10 protein-coding genes and 1 pseudogene are annotated in these 16,350 nt (G+C 73.5%); 1 reads left to right on the plus strand and 10 read right to left on the minus strand.

The window, feature by feature from the left end; translation table 11 throughout:
* Window positions 1-63: 63 nt before the first annotated feature.
* The 10 genes and pseudogenes from QFZ82_RS02965 to QFZ82_RS03010 all read right to left on the minus strand — a co-directional run bounded on the left by QFZ82_RS02965 (window position 64) and on the right by QFZ82_RS03010 (window position 12,658).
* The gene (locus QFZ82_RS02965) at window positions 64-861 is read right to left on the minus strand and encodes a glucose 1-dehydrogenase (protein ID WP_307711603.1); all 798 of its coding nucleotides are present in this window, start codon (window positions 859-861) and stop codon (window positions 64-66) included.
* Window positions 858-2,987 (minus strand): acetate--CoA ligase family protein, encoded by a 2,130-nt coding sequence (locus QFZ82_RS02970; protein WP_307711604.1) that lies wholly within the window; start codon window positions 2,985-2,987, stop codon window positions 858-860. The genes QFZ82_RS02965 and QFZ82_RS02970 overlap by 4 nt, the downstream gene beginning before the upstream one ends.
* The gene (locus QFZ82_RS02975) at window positions 2,984-4,165 is read right to left on the minus strand and encodes a glutamate dehydrogenase (RefSeq protein WP_307711605.1); all 1,182 of its coding nucleotides are present in this window, start codon (window positions 4,163-4,165) and stop codon (window positions 2,984-2,986) included. Before QFZ82_RS02975 ends, QFZ82_RS02970 begins: the two co-directional genes overlap by 4 nt.
* Window positions 4,162-5,763: a thiamine pyrophosphate-binding protein gene (locus tag QFZ82_RS02980; RefSeq protein ID WP_307711606.1), complete on the minus strand. Its 1,602-nt coding sequence runs from the start codon at window positions 5,761-5,763 to the stop codon at window positions 4,162-4,164. Before QFZ82_RS02980 ends, QFZ82_RS02975 begins: the two co-directional genes overlap by 4 nt.
* Window positions 5,763-6,920 carry an acyl-CoA dehydrogenase family protein gene (locus QFZ82_RS02985; RefSeq protein ID WP_307711607.1) on the minus strand — a complete coding sequence of 386 codons (1,158 nt, stop codon included), beginning with the start codon at window positions 6,918-6,920 and terminating at the stop codon, window positions 5,763-5,765. Before QFZ82_RS02985 ends, QFZ82_RS02980 begins: the two co-directional genes overlap by 1 nt.
* A gap of 222 nt (window positions 6,921-7,142) precedes the next feature.
* Window positions 7,143-8,333, minus strand: a complete 1,191-nt coding sequence (locus QFZ82_RS02990) for an MFS transporter (protein WP_307711608.1) — start codon at window positions 8,331-8,333, stop codon at window positions 7,143-7,145.
* Between the two features lie 88 nt (window positions 8,334-8,421).
* The gene (locus tag QFZ82_RS02995) at window positions 8,422-10,119 is read right to left on the minus strand and encodes a multicopper oxidase family protein (RefSeq protein ID WP_307711609.1); all 1,698 of its coding nucleotides are present in this window, start codon (window positions 10,117-10,119) and stop codon (window positions 8,422-8,424) included.
* A 280-nt stretch (window positions 10,120-10,399) separates the two neighbouring features.
* Window positions 10,400-11,041: a hypothetical protein gene (locus QFZ82_RS03000; protein ID WP_307711610.1), complete on the minus strand. Its 642-nt coding sequence runs from the start codon at window positions 11,039-11,041 to the stop codon at window positions 10,400-10,402.
* Window positions 11,038-11,388, minus strand: a complete 351-nt coding sequence (locus QFZ82_RS03005) for a hypothetical protein (RefSeq protein WP_307711611.1) — start codon at window positions 11,386-11,388, stop codon at window positions 11,038-11,040. Before QFZ82_RS03005 ends, QFZ82_RS03000 begins: the two co-directional genes overlap by 4 nt.
* Before the next feature lie 66 nt (window positions 11,389-11,454).
* Window positions 11,455-12,658, minus strand: a pseudogene (locus QFZ82_RS03010) (RNA-guided endonuclease InsQ/TnpB family protein).
* 225 nt (window positions 12,659-12,883) lie between these two features.
* On the opposite strand from QFZ82_RS03010, the gene QFZ82_RS03015 reads away from it, so the two are divergent.
* Window positions 12,884-16,267: a CHAT domain-containing protein gene (locus tag QFZ82_RS03015; RefSeq protein WP_307711612.1), complete on the plus strand. Its 3,384-nt coding sequence runs from the start codon at window positions 12,884-12,886 to the stop codon at window positions 16,265-16,267.
* Window positions 16,268-16,350: the final 83 nt, after the last annotated feature.

Consider the following 16,350-nt stretch of genomic DNA (forward strand, 5'->3'; position numbering starts at 1 on the left):
GGCAGAGGTCTCCGCACGGAGCTTCGCCTGTCCGGACCCGGCAGAACCTTTCCGGTCGAAGCATCAGGCGCCCGTGCGTCCGTACACCTGCTTGCCCAGCCACTGGCCGCCGTCCACCGTCAGGCACTCGCCCGTCAGGTACGACGCCCCCTCGCCCAGCAGGAACAGCGACGCGTCCGCGATCTCCGCGGGGTCGGCGAACCGGCCCGCCGGAACCGTGGCCAGGACCTCCTCGCGCGCCTCGGGGGTGGCCCACAGGGCCGCGCCGGCGCCTGCCGTCTCCGTCGGACCCGGGGCTATGCAGTTCAGCCGGATGCCCAGCGGGGCGAGTTCCACCGCGAGGGTCCGGGTCATGGCCAGGACACCGGCCTTCGCGGCGGCCGAGTGGACGGTCCCCGGGTGTCCGTGCCAGGCGTAGGCGGCGATCACCGACAGGACGGATCCGCCCGTGGCCTGCTCGCGCAGCCTGCGGGCGACCGCCCGGGTGCAGTAGTACGAGCCGTTGAGGACGATGTCCACGACCGCCCGCCAGCCGCCCGGGGAGAGGTCGATGCCCGGCACGACGAAGTTGCCGGCCGCATTGTTGACCAGGCCGTCCAGCCGGCCGAAGCGTTCCGCCGCCGCGGTCACCAGCGCGTCCACGGCCTCGGGGTCCCGTACGTCCGTCGGCACCGCGAGGGCCTCGCCTCCGGCCTTCTCCACCAGGGCGACCGTCTCCTCCAGCCGCTCCGGGGTACGGCCCGCGACGGCGACCCGCGCGCCCTCAGCGCTCAGAGCGAGCGCGATCGCGCGGCCGATGCCGCTGCCGCCGCCGGTCACGATGTAGGTACGGTCCGCGAAGCGGCCGGATTCCGAGGTCATGTCAACACTCCATGGGCGTCGAGGGCGACCGCGCCGCCCGGGTGGACGAGCAGCGGATTGACCTCGAGTTCGGTGAGCTCGGGGTGCTCGGCCGCGGCCAGCGCCAGTGCGCACAGCGCGTCCGCGGCGGCGTCGAGATCGACAGCGGGGGCTCCGCGCCAGCCGGTGAGCAGGGGTGTGTGGCGCAGCGAGAGCAGCAGGTCGCGGGCCCGTCGGGGAGTGAGGGGGGCGAGGGCGAGCGCGGTGTCGGCGAGCAGTTCGGCGGTGAGCCCGCCGAGACCGACCATGGCGACGGGCCCGAACGCCGGGTCGCGCCGGACCCCCGCGATGAGTTCGACGGAGTGCTCGTGGACGACCATCTCCTCGATCGCGTACCGAGTGGCGCCCGTGGAGCCAATCATCCGGGCGAAGGCGGTGCGCAGCGCGGTCTCGTCGGCGATGCCCAGGGCCACCCCGCCCGCCTCGGTCTTGTGGGCCAGGCCCATCGCCTTGAGGGCGAGCGGGTATCCGGTGCGGCGGGCGGCGGTGGCCGCCTCGTCGGCGGTGGTGACGAACTGCGCGGCGGGGAAGGCGAGTCCGCGGGATCGAAGGAGCGTGCGGACGGTCTCGTAGTCCCCGTCGGGGAGGGGGTCCGGGGCGGGGGCCGGCAGCCGGGGTGGCGGCGCCTGCTGTGTCGTCCGGTCCTGCCGTGCCGCTTGGGCCAGGGCGGTCGCGGCCTGCTCGATGCGCTCGTAGACCGGTACGCCGTGCTCCCGGAGCACCGTCAGGGCCGGGGTGTCGCTGGCCATGGTGTGGACGACGAGCAGCCGGCCGGACTGTCGTGCGGCCTCCCCCAGCTCCCGGGCGACCTCGCACTCCTGCGCGGCCTGGTCCGGGTTGGCGGTGGCGTAGTCGCCGAAGTAGCCGGTGAGGACGGTGGCGTCGGTGTCCCCCCCGTCGAGCAGCGCCCGTGTGATGCGGGCGTAGTTGCGGAGGTCGGCCTCCCCGGCGCCCGCGAGGTCGACGGGGTTGGCGCATCCGCTCCGGCCGGGGAGGTGCCGGGCGACGGCGGCGCGGGTGGCTTCGCCCAGTACGGGGACGTGGAGCCCGCGGGCGGCCAGCGCGTCGGCGGCGAGCGCGCCCTGGCCCCCGCTGTCGCCGACGACGGCGACGCGCAGGGCTCGTCGTCCGCGGGCCTGCGAAGGGGCTCCGTCGGCCGGGGCCGGTGACGACGGCCCGCCGGCCCCTGTGTCACGGACGGCGCGCGTCCGGGCGCGCCCGATGCGACGGCCCGCCGCGGTCAGGAGCACCGCCGTGTCCGCGAGTTCGCCCGCCGACTCCAGCAGCAGCGCTCCCGTGTCGCGGCACACCGCCTCCACCACCGCCCGGGAGCTCACCAGCGCTCCCGTGTGGGAGGCCGCCGCGCGTCCGGATGCCTCGCTGCGGCCGAGCGACAGCAGCAGGACGGGTTTCCCTGCCGTGTGGGCGGTGGCCAGGGTGCGGGCCAGGCGGCGCCCGTCGCGGAAGTCCTCCACGTATGCGGCGACGACCCGTGTCGCGTCGTGCGCGATCAGTGCGTCCAGCGCGTCCGCCGCGTCGATGTCGCGCTGGTTGCCGAGCGAGACGAAACGGGAGAAGCCCTGTCCGGCGCGTGCGAGGAGTCGGCCGATCTCGAGTGCGAGGTTGCCGCTCTGGGACACGAGCCCCACCGCGCCCGCCGGGAACTCGCCCCAGCTGAGCCTGAGTTGGGTGGTGGTGTCGACGACGCCCATGCAGTTCGGGCCGAGCAGCCGCCCGCCGTGGGCGGTGACGAGGGCGGCGAGTCGTTCCTCGTCGGGGCCTGCCCCGCCGGACGTGATCACGGTGAAGCACCGCGCGCCCGCCATGAGTCCCTCGACGACCACGGGCCGCACCTGCTGCGGCGGCACGGCCACCACGACCTGCTCGGGGACGGTCGGCAGGCAGTCGAGGTCGGGCAGGAAGGGCACGCCGTCGAGCACGCCGCCCCGCTGGTTGACCAGGTAGACGGTGCGCCGGGAACGTCCGGCGAGGGCGCCGGACGCCAGCCAGTAGCCCCATTTGGCAGGGTTGGCGGAGGCTCCGACGACGGCGACGGAGCGCGGGTCGAAGAGGGCGTCCAGGCTCATGCGTACCAGCCGAGGCGTTCGGCGATGACGGGCAGCCGGTCCGCCACGACCTCGTGTGCCGCGGCGCGCGGGCTGGTCCCGTCCCGCTCGGCCCGCGTCAGCACCTGCTCGACCAGGGCGCGCATGGAGCGCCGGATGTGGGCGAACGCCTCGTCCGCGTCGGCGCCGATGTCACCGAAGAGCGTCCACCACCACCAGGCGTTGGTGGCGGAGTTGACGACCACGTCGGGCAGGACGGTGATCCCGCGCGCCGACAGCAGGTCCTCGGCGTCCGGCAGCACCGGCATGTTGGCGGCCTCGACGATCCAGCGGGCTGTGATCCGCGCCTGGTTGGCCGTGTCGACCGCGTACGAGACGGCTGCCGGGACCAGCACCTCGGCGTCCGCGGACAGCCAGGCGTCGCCGGGCAGTTCGGCGTCGCCCGGTCTCAGGGCGGTGCGGTCCACGGTCCCGTACGGGTCGCGCGCGGCCAGCAGCGCCTCCACGTCCAGGCCCTCGGGGTTGGCGATCGTTCCCTTGACGTCCGCCACGGCGACCACCTTCAGTCCGGCCCGTGCCAGGAAGCGGGCGGTCGCCCCGCCCATCGTCCCGAAGCCCTGGACGGAGACGCGGGTGCCCTCGTGGGAGACACCGGCCCGGTCCAGCGCCGTCAGCACCGACTCGGCGACCCCGCAGCCGCCCGCCAGCTCGTCGAGCCCGATGCCGTCCACCTCCACGGCGAAGGCGTCCGCGAGCCGGCGCCGTGCCGCGGCCTCGTCGTCGAGCAGCGGGTAGACGGCCTGGACGGAGGAGACCAGTCCGGCCTCGGCCGCCGCCCTGTCGACGGTGTCCTGGGTGAGGCCGAGGTCCTCGCCGGTGGTCCAGAAGCGCTCGATGTACGGGCGCATCGCCCGCAGATAGCGCACCAGCACCCCGTACGCCTCGGGGTCGCGCGGGTCGCAGTCGATGCCGCCCTTGGCCCCGCCGAGCGGGATGTACCGGTTCCGGGGGTCGTAGTGGAGGGCCTCCTTCATCGTCATGCCCCGGGCCAGCCCGGTGACCTCGTCGAGGGTGCAGCCCTCGCGCATGCGCAGTCCGCCGCTGGACACGCCGCGTACGAGCCGGTCGATCACCAGATGGCCCTGGCGGCCGGTGACATGGTCCGTCCAGGTGAGGGAGATGAGAGGGCTGGTCGTCATCGGGGGGTCTCCTCGGGAACGGTGACGATGGTGGGTCCAGGGGTGTCCAGCGCGTCGGCCAGGGCGCCGGCGAGCTCCTCCGGCGAGCGGACCGCCGTGCCGTGTCCGCCGTAGGCGCGGGCGAGCGCGGGGAGGTCGACGGGCGGCAGGTCGACTGCCGTGGGGCTGTCCCCGCGGGCCGCCATCTCCTCGCGGATCTCGCCGTAGCCGCCGTTGTCGAAGACCACGACGGGGAGCGGCCGTCCGAGCTGGGCGGCGGTGGCGAGCTCCTGCACGGAGAACTGCAGACCGCCGTCGCCGCTCAGCGCGACGACCTGCCGCTCGGGGCATGCGGTCTTCGCGCCGATCGCGGCGGGCAGGGCGTAGCCGAGGGCGCCGAAACCGGTGGGGTGCAGATAGCGGCCTTGGGGGCCGATGGGGAGATGGGGCAGGGCGCCGTAGTAGCAGCACTGGGCGCTGTCGGAGGTGATGACGGCGTCCTCGGCGAGGACGCGGCGCATGGCCCGGAGGTACGGCGTCCAGCGTGCGTCCCGGGTGCGGGTCTCGTCGTCGCGCGCGGCGCGCAGCGCGGTGAGGCCGACGGGTTCGGCGCCCTGTCGCGGTTCTCGCTCGCGGTATGCGGCGAGCAGTGCGTTCAGCAGGGGGCGCGCATCGCCCACGAGGGCCACGTCCGCCGGGAGCCCCGCGTACATCTGGGCGGGGTCCACGTCGACGCGGATCAGGGTGCCCGTCAGGGCCGGCAGCGGGCCCCAGACGTCGGACTCGGCCAGTTCCGTGCCGACGGCGAGGACCACGTCACGGTCCGCGAGCCACTTCTGCACGGCCGGACTGTGCAGCGACACGCCCAGCGACAGCGGGTGGCGTTCGTCCACCACGCCCTTGCCGTTGGCGGTGGTCACCACCGGCGCCCCCAGTTCCTCGGCGATGGCCAGGCAGGTGGCGGCCGCCGCCCTTGCTCCTCCGCCGAGGACCAGCACCGGGCGGCGCGCCCCGCGCAGGGCTTCCGCCGCCTCCCCCACCGCCGTCTCGACCGGCGCCGGTGGCGCGACGGGCGGCGCGAGCCGTGTCACGCCCACCGGCTGCGCGGTCTCCAGCAGGTCCAGCGGCACCTCGATGTGCGCCGGGCGTGGCCGCTCCCCGCGGAACAGCGTGAAGGCACGGGCCACCGCCGCACCGATCTCGTCGGCGGACGCCACCCGGTGGCTGAAGGCCGCGACGCCCCGCAATGCCTGCGTCTGGCTGCGCATTTCGTGCAGGAGGCCGGTGGACTGCCGAGGGTGCCGCAGCGGCATGCCGGGCGAGACGACGAGCAGCGGCACGCTGTCGGAGTAGGCCTGGCCCACCGCCGCCGCGATGTTCAGGAGTGCGGGCCCGGTGGTGGTGATCGCGGTACCGGGCCGGCCGCTCACCCGGGCGTACGCGTCGGCCGCGTACCCCGCGCCCTGCTCGTGGCGGGTGTTCACATGCCCGATGCCGTACGGCTGGAGGTGCCGGTAGAGCTCCAGGTTGTGGGTGCCGGGGATGCCGAAGGTCTGGGTGACGCCGTGTGCGGCCAGGGCGCGGGCGAGGGCCTCGCCGCCGGTGAGGGCCGGGGTCATCACAGGCCCCTCGAGATCACGAGCCGCATGATGTCCGAGGTGCCCTCCTCGATCTCCTCCAGCTTGGCGTCCCGCATCCACTGCTCCACCGGGTACTCGCGCGAGTAGCCCCAGCCTCCCAGCGTCTGCACCGCCGCCCAGGTGCAGTACGCGGCCGTCTCCGAGGCCGTCAGCTTGGCCATGGCGGCCTCGGTCGTCGCGGTCAGACCGGCGTCGAGGCGCTTGGCCGCGCGCCAGGTCATCAGCCGGGCCTGCTCGATGCGTGTCCGCATGTCGGCGAGCCGGAACGCCACCGCCTGGTGCTCGACGATCGGCTTGCCGAACTGCTGCCGGGTACGGGCGTAGTCGCGGGCGTACTCGTACGCGGCCCTGGCCACGCCGGTCGCCGCCGCGCCCAGCACGGCGCGCGAGATGTCGAAGGTGCGCATGAGCCCGTGGAAGCCCTGCCCCTCCCTGCCGAGGCGGTTCTCCTCGGGCACGAAGGCGTCGGCGAAGAAGATCTCCCGGCAGACGATGGCGCGCTGGCCCATCTTCCGCATCGGCTCGCCGAAGGTGACCCCGGTCGTGTCCTTGCCGAGGAGGAATGCGGTGACGCCCCGGGAGCGCTGTGCCGGGTCCGTCTTGGCGAAGACGACGTACTGCTCGGCCTCCCCTGCGTTGGAGATCCACGCCTTCTGGCCGTTGAGCCGGTAACCCCCGTCCGTGCGGGTCGCTGTTGTCACGATCGACGCGGCGTCGGAGCCCGCGCCGGGCTCGGTGGTGGCCAGGGCGGTCATCGGGGTGTCGGGGCCGGCCAGCGGGGTGAGCCAGGTGCGCTTCTGCTCCTCGGTGCCGAGTGCGAGCAGCGGGTCGGCGAAGAAACCGTTGGAGCAGAGCAGATTGCCGATGCCGAGGTCGCCGACGCACAGCTCCTCCTGCACCAGGCACTGGGTGAAGACGTCCGTGAATCCGCCGCCTCCGTACTCCTCGGGAAGCATGAAGCCGGTGATGCCGACCTTCGCGGCCTTGTGCCACAGGTCCCAGGGCGTCTCGACATCGGCCTCGTCCACGGAGCGGGCCCGCGGGCGGATCTCCTCGCGGGCGAAGGCACGGGTGAGCTCGACGATGCCACGCTGCTCGGGGGTGAACGGAACCAGCTCGGTGGGGAGGTCGGACATGGTGCCTCCAGGTGCGCAGCGACAGATACTGACTGAACCATCAGTCAGTATCTGGATGCCTGTACGGCGCTGTCAACGCACGGGTGCCATGCCCTTCGGGGACTTCGCCGGCACCGCGCCGAACGGCGAGACCGCCGTGGACGCCGACCCCGGCGTGTCCACACCGAGGTCAGGGCGACGCCGTTCGCGCCCGGACCAGGACGGGCGCCTCGTCCGGCGTGCTCACGTTCGCGCCCGTACCGGACGCCGCAGCAGGTAGGCGGCCGCGGCCGTCACCAGGGCGGCCATGCAGGCGATGAAGACGAGTCCCGCACCTTCCAGGCCGATCGGACCCACCAGTACCCCGACACCGATCACCGGCACCGAGATACCCGCGTAAGCCACCACGAACAGTGTCGAGACCACAGACGCGCGACGGTCCGGGGGTGACGCCTCGGCCACCGCGGACAGCGCCCCACGAAAGGCCAGCCCCTGCCCGACGCCACCGACGAGCGCGCTCAGCACCACCAACAGCAGCAGGTCCCAGCGCAACGCTCCCGCCAGCAGCGCCAGCCCGGCGAAGAGCCCTGCGCAGCCCAGCGGCAGCGATCGCGCCACGCCGACCCGGCCGACCGCCAGTTGCCCCGCGGTCGATGCGAAGAAGGCGAGCGCGACGACCAGCCCGCTCACGGCGTGGTCGTGCACGTCCAGGGACTGCGCGAGGAACGCCGGGCTCACCGACGTGAACACCCCGAACAGCGCGAAGCCCACGAACGAGGTGGTCGCCGCCGGCCCGAACACCGCCCGCACCTGCGGGGGCAGGCCGGGCCGCTGCGGCCGTACGGTGGCCGGCGGCCGCCGTACGGCCACGGTCTCCGGCAGCCTGAGCAGGACGGCGGCCGCCCCGGCCACCAGTGCGAGGTGTACGGCGAACGGCAGGTACAGGGGCCACGAGGCGTGCTGCCCGAGCACTCCGGCGAGCAGTGGGCCGCATCCCAGCCCGCCCATGTTGGCGGCGGTCGCCACGAACGTGGCCCGGGAAGCGCCGCCCGCGGGCGCCAGCTCCAGCACGTACACCGTGGCGGCACCGGTGAACAGACCGGCGGACAGACCCGACAACAACCGCCCCGCATACAGCCAGCCCAGCCCGGTGGCACACAGGAAGCAGACGGCGCTCGCCGCCGCGCATCCCAGGCCGGCCAGCAGGACCGGCCGCCTGCCCACGGCGTCCGAGGCGTTGCCCGCCAGCAGCAGCGCACCGATGACCCCGAAGGCGTACACGGCGTACACGACGGTCACGGTCAGCTCGTCGAACCCGAACTTCGCCTGGTAGAGGGAGTAGAGCGGGGTCGGCAGCGTGGTGCCGGCCATGCACACCGCGAACACCGCGCCGCCGAGCAGGCATTGACGCCACCCACCGCGATCACCTTGCATGCCGCCGACGGTAACCCGTGAACCGCCCGGGCAGGGGCGCGGCGTGCCCGACGCGCCCCTGCCGCGTTCCAGGCCGTCGGCGCAGGGATCAGGGGTCGTAGGAGATGGTGGTCATCATCCCGGACTCCGAGTGGTAGAGGTTGTGGCAGTGGAGCATCCACTGGCCGGGGTTGTCGGCGTCGAAGTCGAGGACGAGCTTGTTGTGGGGCAGGACGGTGGCGGTGTCCTTGCGGGCGCCGTGGGAGTCGATGCCGGCGAGGGCGTAGGTGTGGCCGTGGAGATGGACCGGGTGCCACATGTCGGTCGCGTTGATGACCACGAGCCGTACGCGTTCGCCGTGTTCGACACGGTGGACGCTGTCGGGTGTGTAGGGGCGGTGGTCGGTCCCCCAGTCGTAGTCCTTCACGTCGCCGGTGAAGGTGACTCTGACGATGCGGTCGGGCCTGCGCCGGTCGAGTGCAACGGATTCGTGGGGCTTGAGCCGGCGCGCCGAGGGAAGGACGGCTCGCCTCAGCTCGGCGGGGCGGGCGTCGGGGCCGGGCAGCGCGCCGCCGCCTGTGCGCAGGACGGCCATGGCGGCGCCGTTCTTGCCCTCGGCCAGTGCGGTGAGCGGGAAGACGCCGTCCTTCGCGGTGATCAGCACGTCGTACCGTTCGCCCATGCCGACGAGCAGGGCGTCGGTCCGGTGGTGGCGTACGGGGAAGCCGTCGCTGTGGGTGATCGTCATCCGGTGGCCGCCGAGTGCTACGCGAAACGGTGTCTCGGCACCCGCGTTGATCAGGCGCAGCCGGATCCGGTCGCCGGGCCTGGCCCTGAACTGGGTCGGGTCGTCGGGCGTGCGTCCGTTGATCAGATAGTGCGGGTAGGCGACATCGCCCGCGTGGCCGCCGAGCAGGGGGCTGTGGGCGCCCGTCATCAGCCGGTTGGGGCGTCTCGTCGCCCTCGGTGAGGGCGACGCGTCGTGCTGCTCCGGCCCGTGGGCCCCGGGCGGCCCGTACCCGGCCGCGACTCCTCCGGAGGGTTTCGGCCGCACGGGCCGGTCACCGCGGTCGTGCCCGCGGTGTGCGGAGCCGTGGCCCATGGCGGGCTTGCCCTTGCGGAGCTGGTCGAAGACGTCCTCGGAGGTGGAGCCGTCGACCCCGTCCAGCCAGTCGTCCAACAGGACGATCCATTCCGCGTCGTACTCGAGGGGCTCGTTGGGATCGTCCACGATCAGCGGCGCGTACATGCCGCGGTCGACCTGGAGGCCCAGGTGCGGATGGAACCAGTACGTCCCGGGGTGCGGTGTCCGGAAGCGGTAGGTGAACTCTCCGCCCGCTCTGATGGGCGGCTGTGTCACGTCGGGCACGCCGTCCATGTCGTTGCGCAGGGCGATGCCGTGCCAGTGCACCGTGGTGGGTTCGGGCAGATGGTTGGCGAGCGTCAGCTCGAGCATGTCGCCGGCGGTGATCCGCACCTCCTCTCCGGGCAGTTCGCCATTGTAGACGGAGGTCCTGACGGTGCGTCCGCCGCCGATCTCGACCGTGTCCGGCGTGGCCGTGAACGTGCGATGGCGGAGTTTCCCTTCGGGACTGGGTGTCCAGGTGGGCGGGACCTTCTTGCCGTCCCCCGGAACGGAACCTCCGGCGCCTGGACCGGGGGCTTCCTTTCCGGCACCGCCTGCGGGGCCGGCCTGGCCGCCCGAGCAGGCGGCGAGCAGTGCGGATCCGGCTGCCGCGATCCCGGCGCCGAGAACGGCACGCCGCGTGCGAGGGGTTGGACGGGTGTGATCCTGCTGCCTGTACATGGTCCTCCGGTCGGTCTGCACCTTGCACATACCGCCCCGACGAGGGGCGCGCCGCAGGGCGGGGCCTGACGCGGCACGAACCAGCATGGAGCACGACGACCGGAAAATTGCTTATGTAGCTGCCTGTCGCGTATGTCGACACCGAGGCGCCTCACCCGCTGTCCGTCCGGCGATGTGCGGGACAGACCCACAGCGGTGACGCCGGCGAGAGTCCTCCGGCAGCCCTCCCCCGTGCGAACGAGTGGGGTGGCGGAGGAGCGCGTCTGCAAGGTTCCCCGCCTCATGGGCAGGTGAGGGTCACCGACATGTTCCGGACCGCCGTGAGCGCGACGACGGTGGGACGGGCCTGGCCCTTGACCGCGATGCGCAGCCGGCCACCGTCCGCCGACAGCAGGGTGCCGCACGTGGTCTCCTGGCCGTGGGTCACCTTCACCGAACCACGCTGTGCGGTGGGCGCCCACCATGTGAGTGCCATGCCGGTGAACAGCAGCGCCAGGGCCACGGCGACGGTCCTCCGCGCAAGGGTGAGCCTGCGGGCGGACCGCTTCGCGGTGGCGACCTCGAAGCCGTCGAGGGATCCGTGGTCGCGGTGGATGTCGGCCAGGGTGACCGCCAGCGGCCGGGTCCCGGCCTGAGCGGCCAGAGCATGCCACAGGCCGACCACGGCCAGCGCCAGCCCGCCGCCGACGAGCAGGGTGACCGCCGCCCGCCAGCCCGTCGTCATGTCGGCGGTGGTGGCCGGGCCCTTGACCACGATGGCCGCGCCGAGAAGCGTGATGAAGGCCGCCAGCCCGTTGCGCCAGGCCTCGGCCGCCGCGCGTACGCCGGGCAGCGACGAACGCACCAGCTCCCGGAAGCGGTCGCGTTCGGCGAGGTCCGTGGCCGAAGGAGGGCGCTGCGGCAGGCGGGGCCTGAGCGTCATTCGGTGACCAGCTCGATCCGGAAGCTGGCGCCGCAGCCCGCGGTCCCCTCCGGCGCGTCGTCGTGCGCCGAGCCGCAGCCGCAGGTGACGTCGAGGACGACCGCCGCCGGGACGACGCCCCCGCGCTCCTGCCGGTCGGGCCCGCAGAGCCCGGCCAGCGCGACCAGGACCTGACGGTCGGTGAAGTGGTGCCCGCACCGCGGACAGGGTCCGCTCACCACGTATCCGGGGACGCCGCCCGCACTGTGCCGGGACACCGTCAGCTGCTGCGACTCCAGGAGCCGGAAGGCGCGCTCGGTCCACTCGAAGTCTGCCGTGGCGAGATAGGGGGACGCTGCGTCGGACATGACCACACTCTATTGAAACCTCCCCTCCCTGAAGGAAGGGGATTCCTGGCTCACTTCGCCTGGCACCTAGCAGGTGGGAGGGCTTACAAGATCAGCACTAGCCGGGTTGAGACCAGCCCGGACGAGCATCACGCGGGCGGAGTTCTTGTCTCGTGGCGAGACGGCTCCGCACGCGGTGCACGTATACGTTCTTTCGGAGAGGGGGAGTGCGTGCTTGGCTCTCGCTCCGCACTGCGCGCAGTCCATCGTGGTGTGCGCGGGGTGTACGAGGTGCACGGTCCGGCCGTGCTTACGGGCCATCTCGGCCAACGCCGTTTTCGTGGCGCCGATCGCGGCATCGGCCGCCTTGCGCGCCATGGTGGTCTTCGCGAGGAACTTCGGCCGGAAGTCCTCCACCGCGATCACGGCGAAGTCGCGGACGACGGTCTTGGCCCATCTGCGGCCGGTGTCCTGCCGCTGCCGGGCGATCTTCCGGTGGGCCTTTGCAGCCGCCTGCCGGGCCTTGCGGTAGCCGTTCGTGTCGGGCCGGTTCCTCGGCGTTGCGCGCCGGGCCATCATCCGCTGGTACCGCGCCAGCTTCGCGGCGGCCGTCTTGCCGTGCTGGGCGTGCGGCAGGTCGTGGGTGTCGGAGGTGGTAGTGGCGGTCTCCTTCACACCCCAGTCGATGCCTATCGCCCGGCCCGTGGGGGGCAGCGGCTCGGCCTCGGTGGCGACGACGAACGAGGCGTACCAGTGTCCGAGGCTGTCCCGGTAGACGCGCACACTGGTGGGCGGGGACGGCAAGTCGCGAGACCACACCACGGTCAGGACGATCCCGCCCGCCAGGTGCAGACGGCCGTCCTTGATGCGGAATCCGCGCTGCGTGTAGTTCAGCGACGGCGCGGCCTCGCGCTTCCGCTTGATCCGGGGCATCCGAGCCCGCTGCCGCATCGGCAGCTGCGCCTTGATGTCCTTGAGCGCCTTCGCGCGGGACTTGGCGAAATCCCGGATGATCTGCTGCTGCGGCACCGAAGCACCTTCCCGCAGCCAGGGCATGCCCTGCCGGGACTCGGTCAGCATCTTGTCGAGCTGTGCCGGACCGCACGTCGTGCTGCCCGGTGGCCTTGTTGTAGGCGTGTACGCGGCGGGACACGGCCACGCACTCGTTCCACACCCAGCGACAGCGCGCCCACTCGGCTTCAAGTCCGGCCTTCGCGGTCTGCGACACGCGCAACCGGTAGGTGTACCGGGCGTGCCCGGCCCCCGTCTCGGCTGTCGCTGCGGTCGGCATGATCCGAACCTAACAGCCCCTACTGACAACGGAAGAAAGTGCACGTCAGAACAGATGCTCAGAGAACTCCGCCGCTTCGCGGCTCCGGTCCAAGAACCCATTCCTCCCCGCCCGAAGGGCTGAGCCTTTTGGGAGAAACCCGGTGGGAGGGGGCCCGCCCTGGAATGCTGATCGCGTTGTCTCCCGGGGGAGTTGGGCCCGTATGGGGGCCGGGGGGAGGGCCTGATGGATGTGGACGACGGGGCGGCCGGACGGCGGTCGGCAGTGCGGGGAGCGGAGCTGGACCGCCAGGGCCGTACGGCGGAGGCCCGGCAGGCGTTCCTCGAGGCGACGGCATACGGCGACGCCAACGGCCCGTACAGCCTGGGGCTGTTGGCGGAACGGGCCGGTCGCATCGACGAGGCACGCGACTGGTACGCCCGCGCGCACGACGCCGGGCATCCGGAGGCGGCCAACAATCTCGGCGTCCTGCTGTACAACGCGGGCGACCCGGCGGCCGAGCGCTGGTTCGCGACCGCCGCGGCGGCGGGACACGAGCAGGCGGCCGCCAACCTGAAACGGCTCCGCTTCCGGCCGGGCGCGGACGGCCCCGTCGAGAACCCCGTGGTGCTGCGAGCGCTCGCCGTCGCGGCGTTCCGGGCGTTCGAGCTGACCGGTGACGACGCCGCTCTCGTACGGACGGTGAACGTCCACCGGGACGCCGTCCGGGCGGCGCCTCCAGGGCATCCGCTGCGTGGAACGCTCCAGGGCGAGCTACGGGACCTGCTCGCACACCGGTACGACCTGCGGGGGCACATGGCCGACCTCGAGGAGGCGGCGGCGGTCGCGGTGACCGTGTGGTCGGACCTCGAGCCCGACCACCCCGGCCGCTGCGGCGCGGCCCGCCCGGCTGTCGCCCTGCTGCGCCGCCGCTTCGAGGTCACCGGCGAGGCGGCGTGGGCGAAGGAGGCCGTCGGCATCGGACGGGAGACGCTGGAGCGCCCCGGCGCCGGGGCCGGGGCACGCGAACGGGCGGAGCTCGAATCGGCACTGTGCGCCGTTCTGTCGACCCTGGCCCACTTCCGCGCGGTCACGGAGACCGGAGCGGACTCGGAGACGGAGAACGGGGCGGAGTGGGGCGCGGGCCGGATCCTGGACGAGGCGGTCGCTTGGGGACGCGCGGCGGTCGAGCGGTTCCCTGACGTCGTCGGGCGGATCAACTGCGGAATGGCCCTTCTGGTGCGCGGCGGACGCCGCGGGAGCGTGGAGGACCTGGACGCCGCCGTCGTCCTGCTGCGCACCGCGTACGCCGAGGCCGACGAGCCGCGGCACCGGATCGCCGCGGCCACGAACCTCGCCACCGCACTGCACAGCCGCGCCGACCTGACCGGTCGCGGCGCCGACGCGCGGGCGGCCCGGGAAGCGGCACGAGCAGCGCGGCAGGCACAGGAGGAGCAGCAGACGCAAGCGCCCCGCGTCGCAGGCCGGGCGGAGGCGCTGGTGCAGTCCGCGTACACGGTGGAGGGGGACGGCACGTCGGCCGCCGTCCGGCGTGCGCTCTCCGCCCTGCCCGAGGGCCACACCGCGCAGTCGGTGCTTCTGCTGCGCCTGGCCGCCGCCCTGCTGGAGGACGAGGACCGGGACGGCGCCGTGCAGGCGGCTCGGCAGGCGGTGGCCGCCGCCGAGGGCACCGGTCCGGTGGTGGAGGCGCAGCGCATGCTCGGCCGGCTGCTCCTCGGTACGGAGGAGGACGACGACCGCCGGGACGCGGCCGTGGCGGAGGCGGTGGAGGCGTTCACCGCGGCGGCCGCCCTCTGCGACGAGTCGGCCATGGTCTACGCCGAGGTCATGACGGGACTGGCGGGCGCGCTGATCGCCCGGTGTCTCTTGGCGGAGGCCGCGCGGGACGGCGCGCAGGACAGCGCACAAGGGGAGGCGAAAGGAGGCCAAAAGGGTGCCGCGCCCGACCGCGTGGCCGCGCTCGCGGCGGTCCGGGCCGCTGCGGGAGCGCCGGGGTCGCCGGTCCGGGACCGTCTCGTCGCCGCCCGCATCTGGGCGGGCGTCGCGTGGGAGGGCGGGGACGTCGCCGACGCGCTGGCAGGGGCGCGGGCCGGTGTGGCGCTGCTCCAGGAGTTCGGCTGGGCGGGCCTCGACCGCGAGGACCAGCAGCAGGGTCTGCGCGACGGGGCAGCCCTGCCCCGGGACGCGGCCGCCATCGCGATCGCGGCCGGCCGGCCCGAGGTGGCGGTGGAACTGCTGGAGCAGGGACGTTCGGTCATATGGCGGGGCACCTTGCACCTGCGCGCGGATCTCGACCGGCTCGCCGCTCGGGACACGGCTCTGGCGGCCGGGCTGGCAGAGGTCCGTGACGCCCTGATGGACGGCGGCCACCGGGACGCCGAGGAACGCATGCGGCTGGTGCTGCGCTGGCGGCGGCTGGTGGACCGCGTGCGTGGCCTGCCGGGGTTCGAGCGCTTCCTCGCCCCGCCGCGGTTCGCCGAACTCGCCGCCGCGGCCGCGGGTGGTCCGGTGGTCGTCGTCAACATCAGCGCGATCCGCTGCGACGCGATCGTCGTGCTCCCCGGCGGCAGGGTGGAGGTGGTGCCGCTCACCGGGATCGACCTGGCGGAGACGGACCGTGTCGCCAACACCTACCTCGCCCACCTCTCCAAGGCGGCCTCCTCGGGCGGACTGGCCCGGGAACGCGCGCGGCACACGGTGCACAACACCCTGGAGTGGCTGTGGGAACGGATCGCCCGTCCGGTGCTCGACCGGTTGGGCCTGCCGTACAAGACGACGTCGCCGCCGCGCCTGTGGTGGTGCCCGACGGCCTCTTTGGTGGTCCTGCCACTGCACGCGGCCGGAAAGTACCCCCGTTCGCTCCACGACCGGAACGAACCGGCCGGCCTGCCGTACGCCGTCGTGTCGTCGTACACGAGCACACTGTCCGCCCTCGCCGAAGCCGCCGGCAGCCGCCCCGCCCCCGACGCGGGCAGCAGACCCTGGAAGGGCCGGTGGCGGGCGGGCGCACGACGTTCCCGCGCCGCTGGGCTGCTCGCCGTCGGCCTGTCCGACACCCGCCGGGGTCACACCGTCCTGCCCGCCGTGGCCGAGGAGTTGCGGGCGGTGCGGGAGGCGGCCGACCGGCGGGTGAAGGTGCTGAGCGGCGACGCCGCCACGGTACGGGCCGTGCGCGCACAGCTGCCCCGCCACGCGTGGGCCCACTTCGCCTGTCACGGGACACTGGACATGACGGCCCCCACCACCTCCGGGCTCTGCCTGCGCGACGGGGACATGAACGTGACCGACTTCTCCGAGCTGCGCCTGGACGGCGCCGAGTTGGCGTTTGTGTCCGCCTGCCACACGCGCCTGGGCAGCAGCCTGCTGCCGGACGAGGCGATCCACACCGCCGCCGCGCTGCGCACCTCGGGGTTCCGGCACGTGGTGGCCGCGCTCTGGTCGGTCCCGGACCGCGTGGCACCGGTCGTCGCGGCGGCGTTCTACCGGCACCTGGCCGACACGGACGCCGCGGGTGCGGCGGTGGCCCTGCACCGGGCGGTCGCCGTCCTGCGCGAAGCCCACCCGACCGACCCGGCCCTCTGGGCACCGTTCGTCCACGACGGCCCCTGACGCGGGTACGCCCGGCGCCTCCGCGTGACAGCAGGCGGGCCGGGGTGAGGCACGCGCGCCCCGTACGCCTGTGGTCCGCACGT

Source organism: Streptomyces sp. V4I23, from assembly GCF_030817975.1.
Classification (GTDB): domain Bacteria; phylum Actinomycetota; class Actinomycetes; order Streptomycetales; family Streptomycetaceae; genus Streptomyces.